14 protein-coding genes are annotated in these 17,447 nt (G+C 58.6%); 2 read left to right on the plus strand and 12 right to left on the minus strand.

The features are described from left to right. Positions 1 to 34: 34 nt before the first annotated feature. The gene (locus AB7M23_RS22395) at positions 35 to 355 is read right to left on the minus strand and encodes a hypothetical protein (RefSeq protein ID WP_454242063.1); all 321 of its coding nucleotides are present in this window, start codon (positions 353 to 355) and stop codon (positions 35 to 37) included. Further along, complete coding sequence (locus tag AB7M23_RS22400) at positions 345 to 584, minus strand: hypothetical protein (protein WP_454242064.1); 240 nt, start codon at positions 582 to 584, stop codon at positions 345 to 347. The genes AB7M23_RS22395 and AB7M23_RS22400 overlap by 11 nt, the downstream gene beginning before the upstream one ends. Positions 585 to 659: 75 nt before the next feature. Here AB7M23_RS22400 and AB7M23_RS22405 point away from each other — a divergent pair, with 75 nt between their 5' ends. Beyond that, positions 660 to 2,774 carry a hypothetical protein gene (locus AB7M23_RS22405; protein ID WP_454242065.1) on the plus strand — a complete coding sequence of 705 codons (2,115 nt, stop codon included), beginning with the start codon at positions 660 to 662 and terminating at the stop codon, positions 2,772 to 2,774. Between the two features lie 182 nt (positions 2,775 to 2,956). Here the strand turns inward: AB7M23_RS22405 and AB7M23_RS22410 are convergent, their stop codons facing one another. The 9 genes from AB7M23_RS22410 to ppsA all read right to left on the minus strand — a co-directional run bounded on the left by AB7M23_RS22410 (position 2,957) and on the right by ppsA (position 11,390). Then, positions 2,957 to 3,991 carry an OmpA family protein gene (locus AB7M23_RS22410; RefSeq protein WP_102051809.1) on the minus strand — a complete coding sequence of 345 codons (1,035 nt, stop codon included), beginning with the start codon at positions 3,989 to 3,991 and terminating at the stop codon, positions 2,957 to 2,959. Positions 3,992 to 4,100: 109 nt separating this feature from the next. Then, on the minus strand, positions 4,101 to 4,691 hold the full coding sequence (gene sigX, locus AB7M23_RS22415) for an RNA polymerase sigma factor SigX (protein ID WP_176717403.1): 591 nt from the start codon (positions 4,689 to 4,691) through the stop codon (positions 4,101 to 4,103). Positions 4,692 to 4,779: 88 nt separating this feature from the next. Next, positions 4,780 to 5,604, minus strand: coding sequence for a mechanosensitive ion channel family protein (locus tag AB7M23_RS22420; RefSeq protein WP_065758608.1), 825 nt, complete (start codon positions 5,602 to 5,604; stop codon positions 4,780 to 4,782). A gap of 2 nt (positions 5,605 to 5,606) precedes the next feature. Next, positions 5,607 to 5,861, minus strand: coding sequence for a CrfX protein (locus AB7M23_RS22425; protein ID WP_176717402.1), 255 nt, complete (start codon positions 5,859 to 5,861; stop codon positions 5,607 to 5,609). 84 nt (positions 5,862 to 5,945) lie between these two features. Beyond that, the gene (locus tag AB7M23_RS22430; protein WP_330522949.1) at positions 5,946 to 6,941 is read right to left on the minus strand and encodes a zinc transporter ZntB; all 996 of its coding nucleotides are present in this window, start codon (positions 6,939 to 6,941) and stop codon (positions 5,946 to 5,948) included. A gap of 27 nt (positions 6,942 to 6,968) precedes the next feature. Continuing rightward, positions 6,969 to 7,457 carry a ribonuclease E activity regulator RraA gene (rraA, locus tag AB7M23_RS22435; RefSeq protein ID WP_065758605.1) on the minus strand — a complete coding sequence of 163 codons (489 nt, stop codon included), beginning with the start codon at positions 7,455 to 7,457 and terminating at the stop codon, positions 6,969 to 6,971. Between the two features lie 92 nt (positions 7,458 to 7,549). Further along, positions 7,550 to 7,852, minus strand: coding sequence for a Rieske (2Fe-2S) protein (locus tag AB7M23_RS22440; RefSeq protein WP_099775424.1), 303 nt, complete (start codon positions 7,850 to 7,852; stop codon positions 7,550 to 7,552). 49 nt (positions 7,853 to 7,901) lie between these two features. Then, positions 7,902 to 8,900 carry an alpha/beta fold hydrolase gene (locus AB7M23_RS22445; protein WP_454242066.1) on the minus strand — a complete coding sequence of 333 codons (999 nt, stop codon included), beginning with the start codon at positions 8,898 to 8,900 and terminating at the stop codon, positions 7,902 to 7,904. Positions 8,901 to 9,011: 111 nt separating this feature from the next. Further along, positions 9,012 to 11,390: a phosphoenolpyruvate synthase gene (gene ppsA, locus AB7M23_RS22450; RefSeq protein ID WP_065758602.1), complete on the minus strand. Its 2,379-nt coding sequence runs from the start codon at positions 11,388 to 11,390 to the stop codon at positions 9,012 to 9,014. Positions 11,391 to 11,567: 177 nt separating this feature from the next. Here ppsA and ppsR point away from each other — a divergent pair, with 177 nt between their 5' ends. Beyond that, on the plus strand, positions 11,568 to 12,386 hold the full coding sequence (gene ppsR, locus AB7M23_RS22455; protein ID WP_065758614.1) for a posphoenolpyruvate synthetase regulatory kinase/phosphorylase PpsR: 819 nt from the start codon (positions 11,568 to 11,570) through the stop codon (positions 12,384 to 12,386). Between the two features lie 139 nt (positions 12,387 to 12,525). Here the strand turns inward: ppsR and AB7M23_RS22460 are convergent, their stop codons facing one another. Then, positions 12,526 to 17,382, minus strand: a complete 4,857-nt coding sequence (locus tag AB7M23_RS22460; RefSeq protein ID WP_454242067.1) for an NAD-glutamate dehydrogenase — start codon at positions 17,380 to 17,382, stop codon at positions 12,526 to 12,528. Positions 17,383 to 17,447 lie beyond the last annotated feature (65 nt).

The raw sequence follows: 17,447 nt of genomic DNA on the forward strand, positions 1-17,447 counted from the left end.
AATGCTCACTAAATCGCAGGCAAAAAAAGGTTCTTCACGGAATCCCGGGAAACACAGAAACAAGAACGCCGATTTGATTGATGATGTTCGTGCGAGCAAACACATCCAACAAACCGGCGTTCTTGTGCGCGATATTAATACTTACCTTCCTTTTTGGGAGGGCTTTTCTGTCGCCACGACCAAGCCTGATGGCGACGCGCGTGAGATCAACATGACTCCCCACGCCACCCGATTCCCTTCCTGTGGTGGCTGCCAAAAGCCCTGTTCTACCACGCATGAGTATTGCAAGCGTACCGTTCGTGACTTGCCGATTCTCGGTCGTGCGGTACGCCTCAGCGTGTTGCTCAGGCGGCATCGGTCGCGCCATGGCGGATGCGTTCAAGGCGTTGGTGGAGAAGGTCCTGAGCAGGCGGTTTGGCCTGAACGTAACGCTGTAAAACGGCTCTGTGAGCGCGCGCATCCAGCATGTAAAGACGCTCGCTGCTCTTACGAATCGTCTTACATGCAGCGAGCCTGAACCCTCCAAAAACCAGATCGAAAAGTAACCCTGTAATCAGCCAACCTCTTACAGACAGCTCCTGCATTCCACACCACCATTCCTTGCGCTTCAACGGATGAAGCGACAGCACCTGGTGCTGCTAACCGTCAAGGAATGACCTATGGATGACTTGCCGCTGTACGAACAAAACCTGATCAGCTATGACCCGGAAAATGGCTTGCCGATACCGCGCTGGCTTGATCCTTCTGTGAGCAACGAAGATCTGACGGCCCGCGAATTGGCTGAGCTGCTCGGGTTTTGCATGAAGCCGGAACTGCTGGATCCCGCCAAGTACATCAATACTGAAATAGAACGAATGATCGAGGCCTCGAGCGCATCGCAGGCGACCAAAGAAAGGCTGAACAGTCTCAGCCCCATCAAGGTGACTTTCCGTGAACGCGCGCCTTCAGGAGGCGGGTTGGTCGGCACCATCGCCCCCTCTCCCTTACACACCCAGACCTTCGACTTGAATCAAGTCGTCGCAGGCCAGCATTACGTCACCCTCAAAGACAAGGTGATGATCAACGTCATCTGGCCGAAAGACTTTCCATCGGATCTGATCTCCGCTCTGGAGTCTGCAGACCTGCAGTCCGATTACAAGAATCGGGTGATTGAGCATTACGCTCACCCGGACATGGAGTACACGTACAAGCTGCTCTGCGAGCAGGTGCTGAACCGTCACCTTCAGCATCATGCTGGCCTCCCCACGACGTCAGTCAGCAGCCAAAACCTGATCAAGGCGTATCAAAACAGTCAGATCCAGCCAAAACGTGTTTACTTTCAGGACGAGTACGTCGTCACTCAAGCCGTCTGCCTAGAAGCTCGCGGATCCATGACCGGCGTTGAGCCCCATGCGGCCCTTCTGGTTTTTCTCGGCGAACCGGACGATCAGGCGGTCTTCGAGCTTCCCGGCGATGGGCTGAAGAGAAGGGAAGTCATTGAAGCATCAGAGCTAATGGAAAAATACGTGCTCAAACGCCTTTCGATCTACGACGGTCTCAGGTTCGATAAGTTTGACTTGAAGTATCAGGGCATCGGGAAGCGCAGCAATGATTACCTGCGGGAAGCATCCCTGACGTTTCATGACAGCGACGACATTATTTCGCATCTGTACGTCACCAATCTGGAGAGACTTGTCTCCGACATCGACACGCTGGTCTTCACATACACCGAGCGTCTAGTCGATCAAGGGCTTGAGCTCTTCAGCGCAGTATTGAACATTGTATCCATGGGCGTGGCCGCGCCGACAATTGGCGCAGGGCTGGCTGGCCGAATGCTGTTGGCGTCCTTGCTAGGATTGTGTTCAGCGGGTATCGAGGCGACCAGAGGTATGTTGGCAGATCGTCCGGAGGACGCTGACAAGCACTTCAGAGCGGCGATCATCGCGGCGATCGTGGAAATCGTGACCGTCATGATCCCCAAGACAGCCTCGATAGGGCTTACCAACACCAGCAAGAACGCGATATCCGGGAATGTCCTCAAACGCATGAGGTTCGAAGGCGTGACACCACCTCTTTATCACGACATCCGGCTCATCAACCGGAACGTAATTCCCTCGGAGTTAGGCGCCATGCACCTGAAGCGGCGCCTGCTCGAACGTCTGAGCCAAGGCCCAACTGCGGCCCAGGACATGATTTATGAATATGCACGGTGCATGAAAAAGACAGTGGAGAATCACAACCTCATCATTTACCGGGGCCAGGTATTTCGTGGCGATATGCGCACGCCCGAGGTCATTTTCAGAGACGGCTTCCAGCTTCGCACGCCAGTCTCGGAGATCAAGAAAGACATTCATCAAATCACGGGCGTTCGAGGAGGCTTCGGCGGAGGCCGTAATGCACTGGATCCTGACGGGAAAGGCATCTCTACTTCGGTGTTCTATTACAAGGAACACACGGGGGCTTTTGTCTACGGCGGGAAACGCGGGGGCTATACGTACGTCGTGGACACCATCGACATGGATGGCTACCACCTCTATGCCAATCACCACATGGCCAAATACCCCAACTCACGTCCGATCAACTTGAGCCCAACGGAAATCAACTTCGGAGACAACATTGCCGGTGACATGATTTTGGGCGCCTACGACCAATCAGGCCGATTTATCCCCAACGATTTCGGTCTGGAGATGTTCGCACGACGCAGAGCCAGCGAAATAGAAAAGCAGTTGATGGAGGCCGCCACCCGAGCAGCGGGTAAAGCTCAATCACATGCTGCCGCCCAAGCGACGTCCTGAAAGATGAACTGGCTTAATGATTTTGGACACTTCAATCGGGCGCTACGCCTGTTGGTGCAAAAGCGATCACTGCCGAGCAACTGGAAATCCAGCAACTCAAGGCCTTGCTCAGGCAGAAAGACCGGGATATCGAACCCCAAAAAAAGCCCGGCCTAAGCCGGGCTTTTCAAGCGTCAGACCAATTACTTGGCTTGAGCTTCAACCTGCGCTTCTACGCGACGGTTTACAGCACGACCAGCGTCGGTGGCGTTATCGGCAACCGGACGGGTCTCACCGTAACCAACGGACTGAACGCGGCTCGACTCAACACCGTACTGCTGGGTCAGAACCTGCTTGACGGCGCCAGCGCGACGCTCGGACAGCTTCTGGTTGTAAGCGTCAGGACCGACGGAGTCAGTGTGACCTTCAACAGTGGTGGTGGTCTGTGGGTACTGCTTCATGAAGTCAGCCAGGTTCTTGATGTCGCCGTAGCTGTTTGGCTTCACAACCGACTTGTCGAAGTCGAACTTGACGTCCAGCTCTACACGAACGACTTCAGCAACAGCTGGGCAGCCGTCAGCGTCAACGGTAACGTTGGCTGGGGTGTCAGGGCACTTGTCGACGTTGTCGCAAACGCCGTCGTTGTCGCTGTCGGAGCAGACTTCAGCAACAGGTGCTGGAGCTGGTTCAGCTTTCTTCGAGCTACCGCCGAAGTTCAGACCGATACCGACGCTTGGCGCCCACTCGGTGTCGCCCTGGTCGATGTTGTACTGAGCTTCAACGCCAGCACGGGCGTAGAAGTTTTCGGTGAAGTACAGCTTGGCACCGCCGCCCAGGTTGGCGAAGGTGGAACCGTTACGACCGCTACGACCGTTCTGGCCGATGCTCTGGTCCGAGAAACCAGCGGAAACGTAAGGACGCAGCAGGTCACCTGGGTTGTTGAAGTGGTACAGAGCATCCAGGGCAGTGTTGGAGCCCTTGATGTTACGACCGTCTTCAGCACGGGCGTTGTGGACTTCGTCATAACCCAGACGCAGTTCAACGTCGTCGGTCAGGAAGTAACCAATCGAGCCGCCGAACAGGTTGCCGTTGTTTTTGAAGTCACGAGCGCTGTCGAACATCTCTTTCTTGGCGAAACCTTCCACCTCGACTGCGCCTTGGCCTTGTGCCAGAGCGCCGAACGAAGTTGCGGCTACAAGAGAACCAATGGCAATGCCCAAGGTGTTTTTCAATTTCATCCGTTAAATCCCCATCTGGTGATTGTTAAGCAGTCCCACCAAATCCGGGGGACAACTCGCGGGCAAGTTTAGCAGAACTTGCCGGTACGTTAGAGATATTTGCGCGCTACTAAGTTTCGGAGATGCCCGCAAATTTCTCACGTAGCTTGTCGAGCGCCCGCTTGTACCGCATTTTCGTGGCGCTCAGACCCATGTGCATGATGTCGGCGATTTCCTGAAATTCCAGCTCTGCAACAAAACGTAGCACCAGAATTTCACGGTCAATCGGGTTCACATGCACCAGCCATCTGTCCAGTCCGCCCTTCTCTTCCGGTTTCGGGGCCTTGTCGTCCGAGGCCTCCTCGACCGGGTCAAGACTCAGGGCATCCATCAAGCGACGCTTGCGTCGCTCTTTGCGGTACTGGGTAATGCACTCGTTGTAGGTAATGCTGTAGAGCCAGGTCTTGAACTTGGATTTACCCTCGAAGTTCTTCAGGCCATACAGCACCTTGAGCATGACCTCCTGACAGACATCGTCGGCATCCCGATCGTTCCCCAAATAACGCGCACAGACGTTGAACAGGGTCCGCTGGTAGCGCCGCATGAGCTCTTCATAGGCGCGGGTAACATGAAACAGCTCCTCATGCGAACGCGCCACCAACTCCTCATCAGTGAGCTCGCGGGGGTCGTAACGCATGGACAGCGAGTGAACTTTATTCAAAACAGATCTGGCCGAGAGTCAGGTCAAATGCCCCACAAAATAGCCCGAGGCCATTTTGCGGCGGCATACATTAGCAGAAATTGCCCGATCAGCGGCTACTGACTCGCTGTTCCAGCAGAATCCGATTGGACAAGGACACCAATTCACCATCATCTGTCAGCAGGGTCGTCTTGACCGTACCGATCTCCTCGATCTGCCCCTCGACCTCGCCAACCCGCACCTGCTGGCCAACCTGATAGAGTTCACGCACGTAAATTCCGGCCAGAATCTGCCCGGCAATCTCGCGGCTGCCGAGGCCCATGGCCAAGGCAACGGCCAGACCAACGGTTATCAAACCAATCACAATCACGTGGTTGAGCAGGTCAGTCTTGACTTCCAACTGGCTGATCGCCACGGAGATACTGATGATGATCACCAGCCCCTGAACGATCCGCCCAACGCCAGCGGCGTACTCAAGGCCTATGCCTTCTGCCGCACCGCGTACCAGGCCATTGGCAACCTGGGCCAGCAGCACACCGGCCAACAGCACCAAAGCCGCACCAAACACTTTAGGCAAGTACAGGGCAAGCATGTCCAGCGTAGCTGAAACCCGCTCCAGCCCCAGGGATTCAGCTGCAGAAACCAGGAAAATCAGCAATACGAACCAGTAGACGACCTTCCCGACCAGGGTAGAAATCGGCACCTGGATACCCACCCGACCCAGCATCTTGGTCAGCCCGGTACCCGCCATCAGGCGATCCAGGCCAACCTTGGCCAGCAGTTTCGACAACAGGGTGTCGAGCAACTTGGCGACGACGAAGCCAAGCAGCACCACCACCAGGGCACCGAACAAATTGGGAATGAAGTTCGCCACTTTGGTCCACAACGCCGTCATGGCGGTGACCAGGCTCTGGGTCCAGAGATCTAGTTCCATATTCAATCGGCCTTATCAGCTTTACGGGCAGAAGCACTGCGGCGTACCGGCGCAACATGCGCCGAGCCATTATTGAGGGCAATCATCAGCGCCTGGATCCAGCGACCCAGCAAGCTGAAAAGATCACCGGCACCGACCTGGCGGTTGGCGGTTTTCAGGACACGGCCCAGGCAAGCGTCATCGTCACGCTCGCGGCCGGAAGGCGAAGCCTTTAACAGGTCTCGCAGGGATTCTTCAAACGGATCGTGCATAGGCACCTCGCGCAGTATCTGTCAAAGACGAGGCCGCCGTGGCATCGGTCACATGGGCCACACCGGGCACCTGCATCATCATGTGACGCCTCAGACCCAACGCAAGCGACGAAACAACCACCACTGCCCAAGGGCCAACGCGATCAGCAGGACACTGGCGAACAGAAAGCCGTAGGGGCTTTCGGAACCCGGAATACCGCCAACGTTGATCCCCAACAGGCCTGTCAGAAAGCTCATGGGCAGGAAAATACAGGTAATAATACCGAAGCGGTACATGGTTCTGTTCATCCGCTGGCTCAAACGCCGGTCTTCGTTCTCCAGCACCAGCGCGACACGCTCACGGGTCAGCTCCAACTCTTCGAGGTAACGAATCAGGCTGTTGTTCAGTTCGTTCCAGTAATCGGCGTCTTCTTCGGCGAACCACGGCACCTTGTTACGGGCCAATTGCGCGTAGATTTCCCGCTGCGGCGCCAGGAAACGGCGTAGCCCGGCAGCACGACGACGCATCTGCAGCATGCTGCCATGCTCAGGCGCATACCGTTCGTCGGTTTCCAGCTTCTCTTCCTCGCCGTCCACCTCTTCGGAGAGATCACTGACCAGCGCCTGAACCTTTTCGGTCAGCAACTGGGCCAGCGCCAACAGCAGTTCCGAGGCCGATTTCGGGCCGCGGCCCTCTGCCAACTGCTGCAACACTTCATCGGACGCGCGCAGCGGCCGCAGACGCAGGGAAATAACCCGCTGCGACTCGGCAAAAATGCGTACCGAAACCATATCTTCCGGCTCGGCACCCGGGTTGAGATTGACGCCGCGAAGAAACAACAGCATCTGTGCATCGGGCAGCGGCAGTAAACGAGGCCGCGTGTTTTCCTCAAGCAACAGGTCACAGGCGAACTCGTTCAGGCCGCTGTCGCGACGCAGCCAGGTCTGGGTCTGCGGGTGACTGCGATCCCAGTGCAACCAGAGGCTTTGCTCGGACTGCAGTTGAAGATCATCCAGCTCAGTCCGGGCAATCGAACGCGCACCGCCTTTTCCATCCAGCACCAGGGCATGCACCAGCCCCCATTGCGCGTTTTCTTCCTCGAACATCCCCACCCCACAGACCGGCTTCAGAACTTACTCAGGCATTTTCAACGGGCTTGGCGAAACGATCACACCGTTGTTGTCGGCGTAGATGTATTCACCTGGACGGAAGGTCACACCAGCAAACGTCACGACCACATTGAGGTCGCCAATGCCACGTTTGTCGGTCTTCTTCGGGTGGCTGGCCAAGGCCTGAACGCCGATATTGGTCTGGGCAATGGCATCGACATCGCGGATGCAGCCATAAATCACCAGGCCTTCCCAGCCGTTTTTCGCTGCCTTTTCCGCGATCATGTCCCCCAGCAGGGCACAACGCAGGGAGCCGCCACCATCAACCACCAGTACTTTGCCCTTGCCATCAAGGTCGGCCTGCGACTTGACCAGGGAGTTGTCCTCGAAACACTTGATGGTGACGATCTCGCCACCAAAGGAATCACGGCCACCGAAGTTACTGAACATCGGCTCCAGCACCTGCACCAGCTCAGGGTAGGCGTCGCACAAATCGGGCGTAAGGTAATGCATGGGAAACTCCTGTCACTTGCCAAGACAATGGATGTCGGAACTCACAGTTTCTTGCGGTTGACGAGACATGGCGATCCGGCTTTAGGCCAAGGCTACACGTCGATGCCGATTCGGTCACCCTCATAGGCGAGGCTGAACACCTTCAAACTGGTGCAGGCAGCCTGCTGTACCGGCTGCCCACACGGCAAACGAAATTCGATGCCGTGTCGCTGGCAGCGCAACACATTCCCTTCCAGGGTCGCACTGTGCAGGGGCGCGCCCTGATGCGGGCAGCGGTTCTCAATCAACAACGGCTGATTGTCGACCACCAGCAGCAAAAGCTGCTGACCACTCACCTGAAAGGTCTTGCGGTAGCCCTCCTGCAGATTGATCAGACGCTCTAGTGCAACAAACATAGCCCTAACTCAAACACAAAGTGACCGAAACGACGACAATCGTCACATATTAGCCGTAACCAGGCTCTGGAGAAATGCTCTGTTCGCGACTGTCCAGCAGCGGCAGCAGCGGATCGCGCAACCAACGCTCGACCATTGGCCAGACTTGCACTTGAGCCGGTTTGCTCACCAGCATGTCGACATGCCCGAAGTTGTCAAAACCTTCCTCCGCGCCCAGCCGTACGAACTGCTTGTGCTCACTGCCCATTTGCTCGAACAGCTTGCGACAGGCCCAGACGGGGTCCTGGTGATCCCCTGCCCCTGCCACCGCCAGTATGGGCACCTGAACATCGGCAAGGCCGGCCCACCAGTCCTGCTTCTTGTCACCGAAGCGGCCGAACAGCCCATGCCAGCGCATGCTTTCCAGCGCCAGGCCAATCGGTTCGTCCTCTGGGCCACGCCCCAGCCTGGCACCGGACAAATGCACAAAGCGCTTGAGCAATAGCCGAGAGGTCCATTCCACCGGTGGAATCTTCAGCGGCCAGTAAATGCGACTGACCTGAGTGCCAAAGAATGCCGCGCTGGCCACCTCTTCGGCACCCAGCCAGCTACCCCCCAGCGCCGCCGCCAAGGTCGTCCCTCCCAAGGAGTGCCCCAGCCAATGCGGCACCTGGCCCGCCTGCTCACGCACAAACGCGGCAATCGCCGGCAGGTCATAGCGTGCATAGTCGGCCACGCGGTTTTGCCGGTACTCGCGGTTACGCGGCGACAGGCCATGCCCACGCATTTCTGGCATCCAGACATCGAAACCGGCCCGAGCCAGATGGGCACCCAGGCCGATACCCCGCGGCGAGTACCAAAAACGCCGGTTGGAAAAACTGCCGTGCAGAAGAATCACCGGCACACCACGAACCTGCTCCTGATCAGCCAGGCCCAGTCGTGTCACCGCCAGTTCTACCGTGCGGTCAGGGCTGTTGCCAGCCTTGAGGCGGTAGACATCTTCGCTCAGGTCTCCCCGGCGCTCGGCACTGAGCAAGGCCACGGGAAAAAGGCTACTGCTGCTTTGCATAGATCTCTTGCACAAAAAAGGGCGAGCACCATCACTGGAACACGCCCTGAAAAATTCGGTGGAAGCGCTCGAACGCCAAACTCCGGCGATCGAGCGCTTCATTTCAGCGCATCAGTTTGCTGCGCCTTGCCCCTCGGCCAGGAAGAACCAGGTCTCAAGCACGGAGTCAGGGTTCAGCGAGACGCTCTCGATCCCCTGCTCCATCAGCCACTTGGCCAGGTCCGGATGGTCGGATGGGCCTTGGCCACAGATACCGATGTACTTGCCGGCCTTGTTGCACGCCTGGATGGCGTTGGCCAACAGCTTCTTGACCGCAGGGTTACGCTCATCGAACAGGTGGGCGATGATCCCGGAGTCACGGTCCAGGCCCAGGGTCAGCTGGGTCAGGTCGTTGGAGCCGATGGAGAAACCATCGAAATACTCCAGGAACTCATCGGCCAGGATGGCGTTGGATGGCAGTTCGCACATCATGATCACGCGCAGACCGTTCACGCCACGGCCCAGACCGTTTTCGGCCAACAGGTCGACCACCTGGCTGGCTTCGCCAAGGGTACGGACGAACGGTACCATGATCTCGACGTTGGTCAGGCCCATTTCGTTGCGCACACGCTTGAGCGCACGGCACTCGAGCTCGAAGCAGTCGCGGAACGACTCGCTGATGTAACGCGAGGCGCCACGGAAGCCCAGCATCGGGTTTTCTTCTTCCGGCTCGTAGAGCTTGCCGCCGATCAGGTTGGCGTATTCGTTGGACTTGAAGTCCGACAGGCGCACGATCACCTTCTTCGGCCAGAACGCTGCTGCCAGGGTGCTGATGCCTTCGACCAGTTTCTCGACGTAGAAGCCCACGGGGTCATCGTAGCCGGCGATACGCTTGTCGACGCTGTCTTTCAGCTCTTGCGGCAAACCGGCGTAGTTCAGCAGTGCTTTCGGGTGCACGCCGATCATGCGGTTGATGATGAACTCCAGGCGCGCCAGGCCTACACCGGCGTTGGGCAACTGGGCGAAGTCGAATGCACGATCCGGGTTACCGACGTTCATCATGATCTTGAACGGCAGGTCAGGCATGGCGTCGACCGAGTTCTGACGCACATCGAAGCCCAGCTCACCTTCGAAGATGAAACCGGTGTCGCCCTCGGCGCAGGAAACCGTCACGCCCTGGCCGTCTTTGAGCACCTGGGTGGCGTTACCACAACCTACGACGGCAGGGATGCCCAGCTCACGCGCAATGATCGCGGCGTGGCAAGTACGGCCACCCCGGTTGGTAACGATCGCGCTGGCGCGCTTCATGATCGGTTCCCAGTCCGGGTCGGTCATGTCCGATACCAGCACGTCGCCTGGCTGGACCTTGTCCATTTCGGCGATATCGTGGATCACGCGCACCTTGCCAGCGCCGATGCGCTGACCGATGGCACGGCCTTCCACCAGCACTTTGCCGGTTTCCTTGAGCAGGTAGCGTTCCATGACATTGGCACTGGAACGGCTCTTCACCGTTTCAGGACGGGCCTGAACGATGTACAGCTTGCCGTCATCACCGTCCTTGGCCCACTCGATGTCCATCGGGCGCTGGTAGTGCTGCTCGATGATCATGGCCTGCTTGGCCAGCTCGGTGACTTCGGCATCGCTGAGGCAGAAACGGGCGCGGTCGGCACGATCAACATCGACGACCTTGACCGAACGACCGGCCTTGGCCTCGTCGCCGTAGATCATCTTGATTGCCTTGCTGCCCAGGTTGCGGCGCAGGATGGCAGGACGGCCTGCCTGCAGGGTGTTCTTGTGGACGTAAAACTCGTCCGGGTTCACCGCGCCTTGCACCACGGTCTCGCCCAGGCCGTAGGCGCCAGTGATGAAAACCACGTCACGGAAGCCCGACTCGGTGTCGAGGGTGAACATCACACCGGCGGTACCGGTTTCGGAGCGGACCATGCGCTGCACGCCAGCCGACAGGGCGACCAGCTTGTGGTCGAAGCCCTGGTGCACACGGTAAGCAATGGCACGGTCGTTGAACAGGGAGGCAAAAACCTCCTTGGCGGCGCGGATCACGTTGTCCACGCCACGAATATTCAGGAAAGTCTCCTGCTGACCCGCGAACGAGGCGTCTGGCAAGTCTTCGGCAGTGGCCGAGGAACGCACGGCGACGGCCATGTTCGGGTTGCCCTGGGACATTTCAGCAAAGGCGGTGCGGATTTCGGCATCCAGACGCGCCGGGAACTCTGCGTCCATCACCCACTGACGAATCTGCGCACCGGTTTTTACCAGGGCGTTGACGTCGTCCACGTCCAGCGCGTCGAGTGCGGCGTGGATACGCTCGTTCAGGCCACTCTGCTCAAGAAAATCACGGTATGCCTGAGCCGTAGTGGCAAAGCCGCCAGGAACCGATACACCGGCGCCGGCAAGGTTACTGATCATCTCGCCGAGGGATGCGTTCTTGCCCCCCACATGCTCCACATCATGGACGCCGAGCTTATCGAGGGAAACTACGTACTCTACCAAGGTGATCTCTCCACTGACTGTATTGGAAAAGCTCAGGACGCCGGCGATTTCGCTAGGAACGTGCCGGGCGCTTGTGGCCTGGACCTGGAAAATAAGTGAGAATGCCGACAAGGGTTGTTCGGCAAACCGAACCTATCATATCCAAGATTCGTCACCAGCTTAAGGCCCATGGCGCAAATGAAACGATCTGCTTTCTTTATTTCCGATGGCACCGGCATCACCGCCGAGACCCTGGGACAAAGCCTACTAGCGCAGTTCGAGAACATTCCCTTCAATAAATTCACGCGACCGTACATTGATAGCGTGGAAAAAGCGCACACCATGGTACAGCAAATCAACGCTGCCGCAGAACGCGACGGGGCGCGTCCGATCATCTTCGACACCATCGTCAACCAGGACATTCGCGAGGTACTGGCGACCTCCAATGGCTTCATGATCGATATCTTTTCAACCTTCCTCTCCCCTCTGGAACAAGAGCTGACTGCGCACTCCTCCTACTCAGTGGGCAAATCCCATTCGATCGGTGGCAACTCCAACTACATGGAGCGTATCGAGGCGGTGAACTTCGCGCTGGACAACGACGACGGCGCGCGCACGCACTACTACGACAAGGCCGACTTGATTCTGGTGGGTGTATCCCGTTGCGGCAAAACCCCGACCTGCCTGTACATGGCCATGCAATTCGGCATCCGCGCAGCCAACTACCCGCTGACCGAAGATGACATGGAACGTTTGCAGTTGCCCACGGCACTGAAAAAACACCAGCACAAGCTGTTCGGCCTGACCATCGACCCGGACCGCCTCACCGCGATCCGCCACGAGCGCAAGCCCAACAGTCGCTATGCCAGCTTTGCCCAGTGCGAATTCGAAGTGCGTGAAGTGGAGAACCTGTTCCGCCGCGAGAACATTCCGCACATCAACTCCACCCACTTCTCGGTGGAAGAGATCTCCGCGAAGATCCTGGTGGAAAAAGGCGTAGAGCGGCGCTTCAAATAGCACCCAGGAACGCGTGGGTTTCAGGTGGGATGCAGGCTTGCCTGTGATGGCGTCGACGCGGCGTCTGCATCGTTAGCCTAAAAACAAACCCCCGCTAAAAAGCGGGGGTTTGTCAGCAGCCTGGTTTGTTACCCCGGCATCAGAGCGTCGACTGCCCGCTCAATGCCAGATCCACCAGTTCACGGTTGGCCACGGCATACATCGCGTAGTCCGTCCCCGTCGCCGCACGCAACTCCTCAAGCATGACGCGCCAGCGCTGCACCATCACCGCATGCTGCCCCATCCACAATGCAACCCGAGCGTCCATGTCCTGCGGTGCATCGACCATCTGCAATACCGAGATGGTAATTGCTCGCTGCTGCAGGTCGATGTCGTCACGGAACGCTTCGCGTGCCAGGGCCTGCCAGTTGTTTTCCACCGGCAGGTTGCTGATTTCCTGCAGGTACCAGGTCAGGTCCAGGGCGCTGCCCACGGCGAAGAAGGCCTTGGCCACTTCGGCCGGGTCTTGCCCGGTTACGTCGGACGCTTCGATGATCGGCAACAGTGTGTACAGGTGCGTCGTACCGGCAACCATTCGCGCCAGCAACTCCGGCACACCGGCTTCGACGAAGCCCTGGTAGCGGGCCTGCCAGCGTTCACGGGTCGGACCTTCCAGCAGCTCGTCCAGTTTCAGGCCCAGCGCAGCGATTTTCGGCCCGAAGTGCGCCGCGTCGCGCCCGGCATCCTGTTCGTTACGACGGCTACGCAGGAACCAGCGAGTAGCGCGACGCCCAAGACGCATCAGCTCGTCCATCAGGGTCAACTGCACCTCGGCCGAGACCTGATAGTCCAGTGCCTCGATCTGGCGGAACCAGTGCGGCAGGTGGAAGATGTCGCGCACGATGACATAGGCGCCGGCAACGTTCGCCGGGCTCATGCCCGTGGACTCCTTGAGCCGTTGGACGAAGGTGATGCCCATGTTGTTGACCAGGTCGTTGGCGATCTGGGTACTGACGATCTCGCGTTTCAGGCGATGGCGACGCATGGCCTCGGCGAACTTGTTGACCAACGACGGCGGGAACGCCGTCTCCATGTCACGGGTCAGGTAGTCGTCGTCCGGCACCAGCGACTTGAGCAGCGCTTCCTTGAGGTCGATCTTGCTGTAGGAGATCAGTACCGACAATTCAGCGCGGGTCAGGCCCTGGTTTGCCGCCAGGCGCTCAGCCAGTTGCTCTTCGCTCGGCAGGAACTCGATGGCGCGGTCCAGCTTGCCACGGCTTTCCAGGTCAGCCATCAGGCGCTTGTACTCGGCAATGCGCTCCTTGGCACGGCGTGCAGCCAGCGACAACGCCTGGGTCTGCTTGTAGTTGTTGCCCAGCACCAGCGCGGAAACTTCCTCGGTCATGCTGCCCAGCAACTGGTTGCGCTGCTTCTCGGTCATGTCGCCAGCCTGCACCACTTCGTTGAGCAGGATCTTGATATTGACCTCGTGGTCAGAGCAGTCCACGCCACCGGCGTTATCGATGAAGTCGGTGTTGGTTGCACCGCCGTTCAGGCCGAACTCGACACGGCCAAGCTGGGTCATACCGAGGTTGCCGCCCTCGCCCACCACTTTGCAGCGCAACTCGTTACCGTCGACGCGCAGGGCGTCGTTGGCCTTGTCGCCCACATCGGCGTGGCTCTCTTCACTCGATTTGACGTAAGTGCCAATACCGCCGTTCCACAGCAAGTCAACCGGCGCCTTGAGCAACGCATTGAGCAGCTCGGTCGGGGTCAGCTTGTCTGCTTCGATGGCAAAGCGCGCTTTCATCTGCGGGGTAATCGCGATGCTTTTGGCGCTGCGCGGGAAGATCCCGCCGCCTTCGGACATGATGCTGGTGTCGTAGTCGCTCCAGGCTGAACGCGGCAAGTCGAACAACCGCTTGCGTTCGGCGAAGCTGCTGGCTGGCTCCGGGTTCGGATCGATAAAAATGTGCAGGTGGTTGAATGCCGCGACCAGTTGCAGCTTGTCGGACATCAGCAAGCCGTTACCGAAGACGTCACCGGCCATGTCGCCAATGCCGATCACACTGATCGGGTCTTCCTGTACGTTGATACCGCGCTCGCGGAAATGCCGCTGCACACCAACCCAGGCGCCACGGGCCGTGATGCCCATCTTCTTGTGGTCGTAACCGGCCGAGCCGCCCGAGGCGAAGGCATCGCCGAGCCAGAAGCCGTAGTCGATGGCAATGCCGTTGGCGATGTCGGAGAAGGTCGCGGTGCCCTTGTCGGCCGCGACCACCAGGTACGGGTCATCGTCGTCGTGGCGCACCACATTGGCCGGCGGCACCAGGGCGCCGTCCTTGAGGTTGTCGGTAATGTCCAACAGGCCAGAGATGAAGATGCGGTAGCAGGCGATACCTTCAGCCTGAATGTCATCACGGCTGCCGCCCAGTGGCAGGCGACGCGGGAGGAAACCACCCTTGGCACCGACCGGGACAATCACCGAGTTCTTCACCTGTTGCGCCTTCACCAGGCCCAGCACTTCAGTCCGGTAGTCTTCCTCACGGTCGGACCAGCGCAGGCCGCCACGCGCGACGTTGCCGAAACGCAGGTGCACACCCTCGACCCGTGGCGAATAGACGAAGATCTCGAACTTCGGCACTGGTTTTGGCAGTTCAGGGATCAGCTTCGGATTGAACTTGAAGCTGAAGTAGGACTTGTTATGGCCATTGGCATCGGGCTGGTAGAAGTTGGTCCGCAGGGTGGCCTTGATCAGGTCCAGGTAGCGTCGCAGGATGCGGTCTTCGTTGAGCACCTGAACGTCGTCCAGGGCACTGAGGATCGCCTGCTCCAACCGTTGCTGCTTGTCGTCCAGGTCTTCAACGTTGAGTTTGCGCGCCAGGTAGAAGCGGGTCTTGAACAGTCGCACCAGCTCGCGGGCGATATCCGTGTGGTTGTTCAAGGTACTGGCGATGTAGCCCAGATCAAAGCCCAGGCGAATCTGCTTGAGGTAGCGGGCATAGGCACGCAGCAGCGCAACATCGCGCCATGGCAGGCCGGCAGTCAGTACCAGGCGGTTGAACGCATCGTTCTCCGCATCGCCATTGACGATGTGGACAAAGGCATCCTGCAAGGTGTCATTGAGTTGCTGGATGTCCAGGTTAAGGCCTTCGCTGTAGGTGAAGGCGAAGTCATGGATCCAGAACTCGCGACCATTGGCATGACGCAGGCGATAAGGGAACTCGCCCAGTACGCGCAGGCCAAGGTTTTCCAGGATCGGCAGCACGTCAGACAGCGCCAACGGCGTATCGGCGTGGTACAGCTTGCAAAACAGTTGATGCTTACCGGTCTGGGTCAGCGGCTGGTAGAAACTCATTACCAGCGGCTTGTGCTCGGACAGCGCCAGCAGGTGCTGCATGTCGACCACCGCCGAATGGGCGGCAAAGCGCTCGCGGTAACCGGCCGGGAAGCCTTTCGGGAAGTCCGCCAGAACATTGGTGCCCTGAGCTTCACCAAAGCTTTCTACGGTCAGGCTGACGTAGTCGTCCTGCCACGAACGGCAGGCCTGAATGACTTCGTTTTCCAGCTGCTGCGGATCGATTTCGATGCGGTTCTTCGGGTCAACCCGCAAAATCAGTTGCACACGCGCCAGCACGGACTCGGAGAAGAAGGTCCAGAACTCGCAATCGGTGGCTTTCAGGCGATCCATCAGGACCTGCTGGATCTTCTGCCGCACTTCGGTGGAGTAGATGTCACGCGGCACATAGGCCAGGCAGTAGCAGAAGCGGCCGTAAGGATCCTTGCGCAGGAAGACGCGGATCTTGTTGCGTTCCTGGATCTGCACAATCGACATGACGGTACTGAACAACTCGTCGACTGGCGTCTGGAACAGGTCGTCGCGGGGCAGGACTTCCAGCACCTGCGCCAGTTCCTTGCCCAGGTGCGCCTTGGGGTCGAAGAGCGAACGACGCTCGATTTCGGCAACCTTGCCGCGAATATAAGGAATTGCCCGCACGCTCTCCCCGTACACCGTCGAGGTGTAGAGGCCCATGAAACGGCATTCCTTGATCACCTTGCCGTCAGCATCCAACTGGCGAATCGACACGTAATCCGGGTAGGCCGGACGGTGTACCCGGCTCGGATGAGCCGCCTTGGCAAAGGACAGCAGCAACGGTTCCTTGAGGTAGTTGACCGCGTAGTCTTCAATGCGCAATTCATCGACGGTCAGGCCGGTGCGCAGCAAGCGGGCCAGGCCCAGGAAGGACTGCTCGTCGTACTGCAGATGAGCGCCTTGGGCATCATTACCGACCACGAACTCCTCGTAGCCAAGGAAGGTGAAGTGGTTACCCACCAGCCACTCGAGGAAACCCTTGACCTCGGCCTTTTCAGCCTCGGCCGGGGCATAGGCGGTCTGCTCGACCAGCGCGAGCATTTCTCGCACCTTGGCTTTCATCGGCTCGAAATCGGCAACGGCAACCCGTACTTCAGCCAGCACCTGCTCCAACTCGCGGGTCAGCAGGTTCAGCTCGGCGGCGTTGGCGCAGCGATCAATCTCCAGGTACATCAGCGATTCTTGCAGAACGCCCTCTGCCTGGGTGCCCTTGGGCAGAATGTCCAGCAGTTCGCCCTTGGCGCCGCGGCGGACACTCAATACCGTGGTCTGCAGCGTGTGGATGCTGTAGCCGCGCCGGTTCAGCTCGGTGCGTACCGAGTCGACCAGAAACGGCAGATCATGGTGCAGCACTTCGACGGCGGTATGCGTCGACTGCCAGCCATGACGTTCGTAATCGGGGTTGTAGACACGAACCTGCGGCTGGGCGTGATCGAAACGCTCTAGCATGCGCCAGGCTGAAAGGGTGCAGCCCGCCAGGTCGGAAAGGCGACGCTGGGTCAGTTCGTCCAGAGAGATGATGCCGAAGAATTGCTCGGCGAACAGCGCCACTTGTGGCAGTGCCTGTTCGCTGATGTGCTGCGCCAGGGCCGCTTGCAGTTGATGCTGGAAGTCGGCTTTGCTGGCTGCGGTGAAGAACGCCATCTGTGGTACTCCGCTTGGGCTTTATTATTGAGAGAAGCGTCGTGCGCGTGCGCCTGATACGGGTC

Source organism: Pseudomonas sp. HLS-6 TE3448 (assembly GCF_053629555.1).

What these genes read in the sequence shown, in the direction of transcription:
- AB7M23_RS22395 (WP_454242063.1), bottom strand. Translation starts at nt 355, where the DNA reads ATGCCGCCTGAGCAACACGCTGAGGCGTACCGCACGACCGAGAATCGG.
- AB7M23_RS22400 (WP_454242064.1), bottom strand. Translation starts at nt 584, where the DNA reads ATGCAGGAGCTGTCTGTAAGAGGTTGGCTGATTACAGGGTTACTTTTC.
- AB7M23_RS22405 (WP_454242065.1), top strand. Translation starts at nt 660, where the DNA reads ATGGATGACTTGCCGCTGTACGAACAAAACCTGATCAGCTATGACCCG.
- AB7M23_RS22410 (WP_102051809.1), bottom strand. Translation starts at nt 3,991, where the DNA reads ATGAAATTGAAAAACACCTTGGGCATTGCCATTGGTTCTCTTGTAGCC.
- AB7M23_RS22420 (WP_065758608.1), bottom strand. Translation starts at nt 5,604, where the DNA reads ATGGAACTAGATCTCTGGACCCAGAGCCTGGTCACCGCCATGACGGCG.
- AB7M23_RS22430 (WP_330522949.1), bottom strand. Translation starts at nt 6,941, where the DNA reads ATGTTCGAGGAAGAAAACGCGCAATGGGGGCTGGTGCATGCCCTGGTG.
- rraA (WP_065758605.1), bottom strand. Translation starts at nt 7,457, where the DNA reads ATGCATTACCTTACGCCCGATTTGTGCGACGCCTACCCTGAGCTGGTG.
- AB7M23_RS22440 (WP_099775424.1), bottom strand. Translation starts at nt 7,852, where the DNA reads ATGTTTGTTGCACTAGAGCGTCTGATCAATCTGCAGGAGGGCTACCGC.
- AB7M23_RS22445 (WP_454242066.1), bottom strand. Translation starts at nt 8,900, where the DNA reads ATGCAAAGCAGCAGTAGCCTTTTTCCCGTGGCCTTGCTCAGTGCCGAG.
- ppsR (WP_065758614.1), top strand. Translation starts at nt 11,568, where the DNA reads ATGAAACGATCTGCTTTCTTTATTTCCGATGGCACCGGCATCACCGCC.
- AB7M23_RS22460 (WP_454242067.1), bottom strand. Translation starts at nt 17,382, where the DNA reads ATGGCGTTCTTCACCGCAGCCAGCAAAGCCGACTTCCAGCATCAACTG.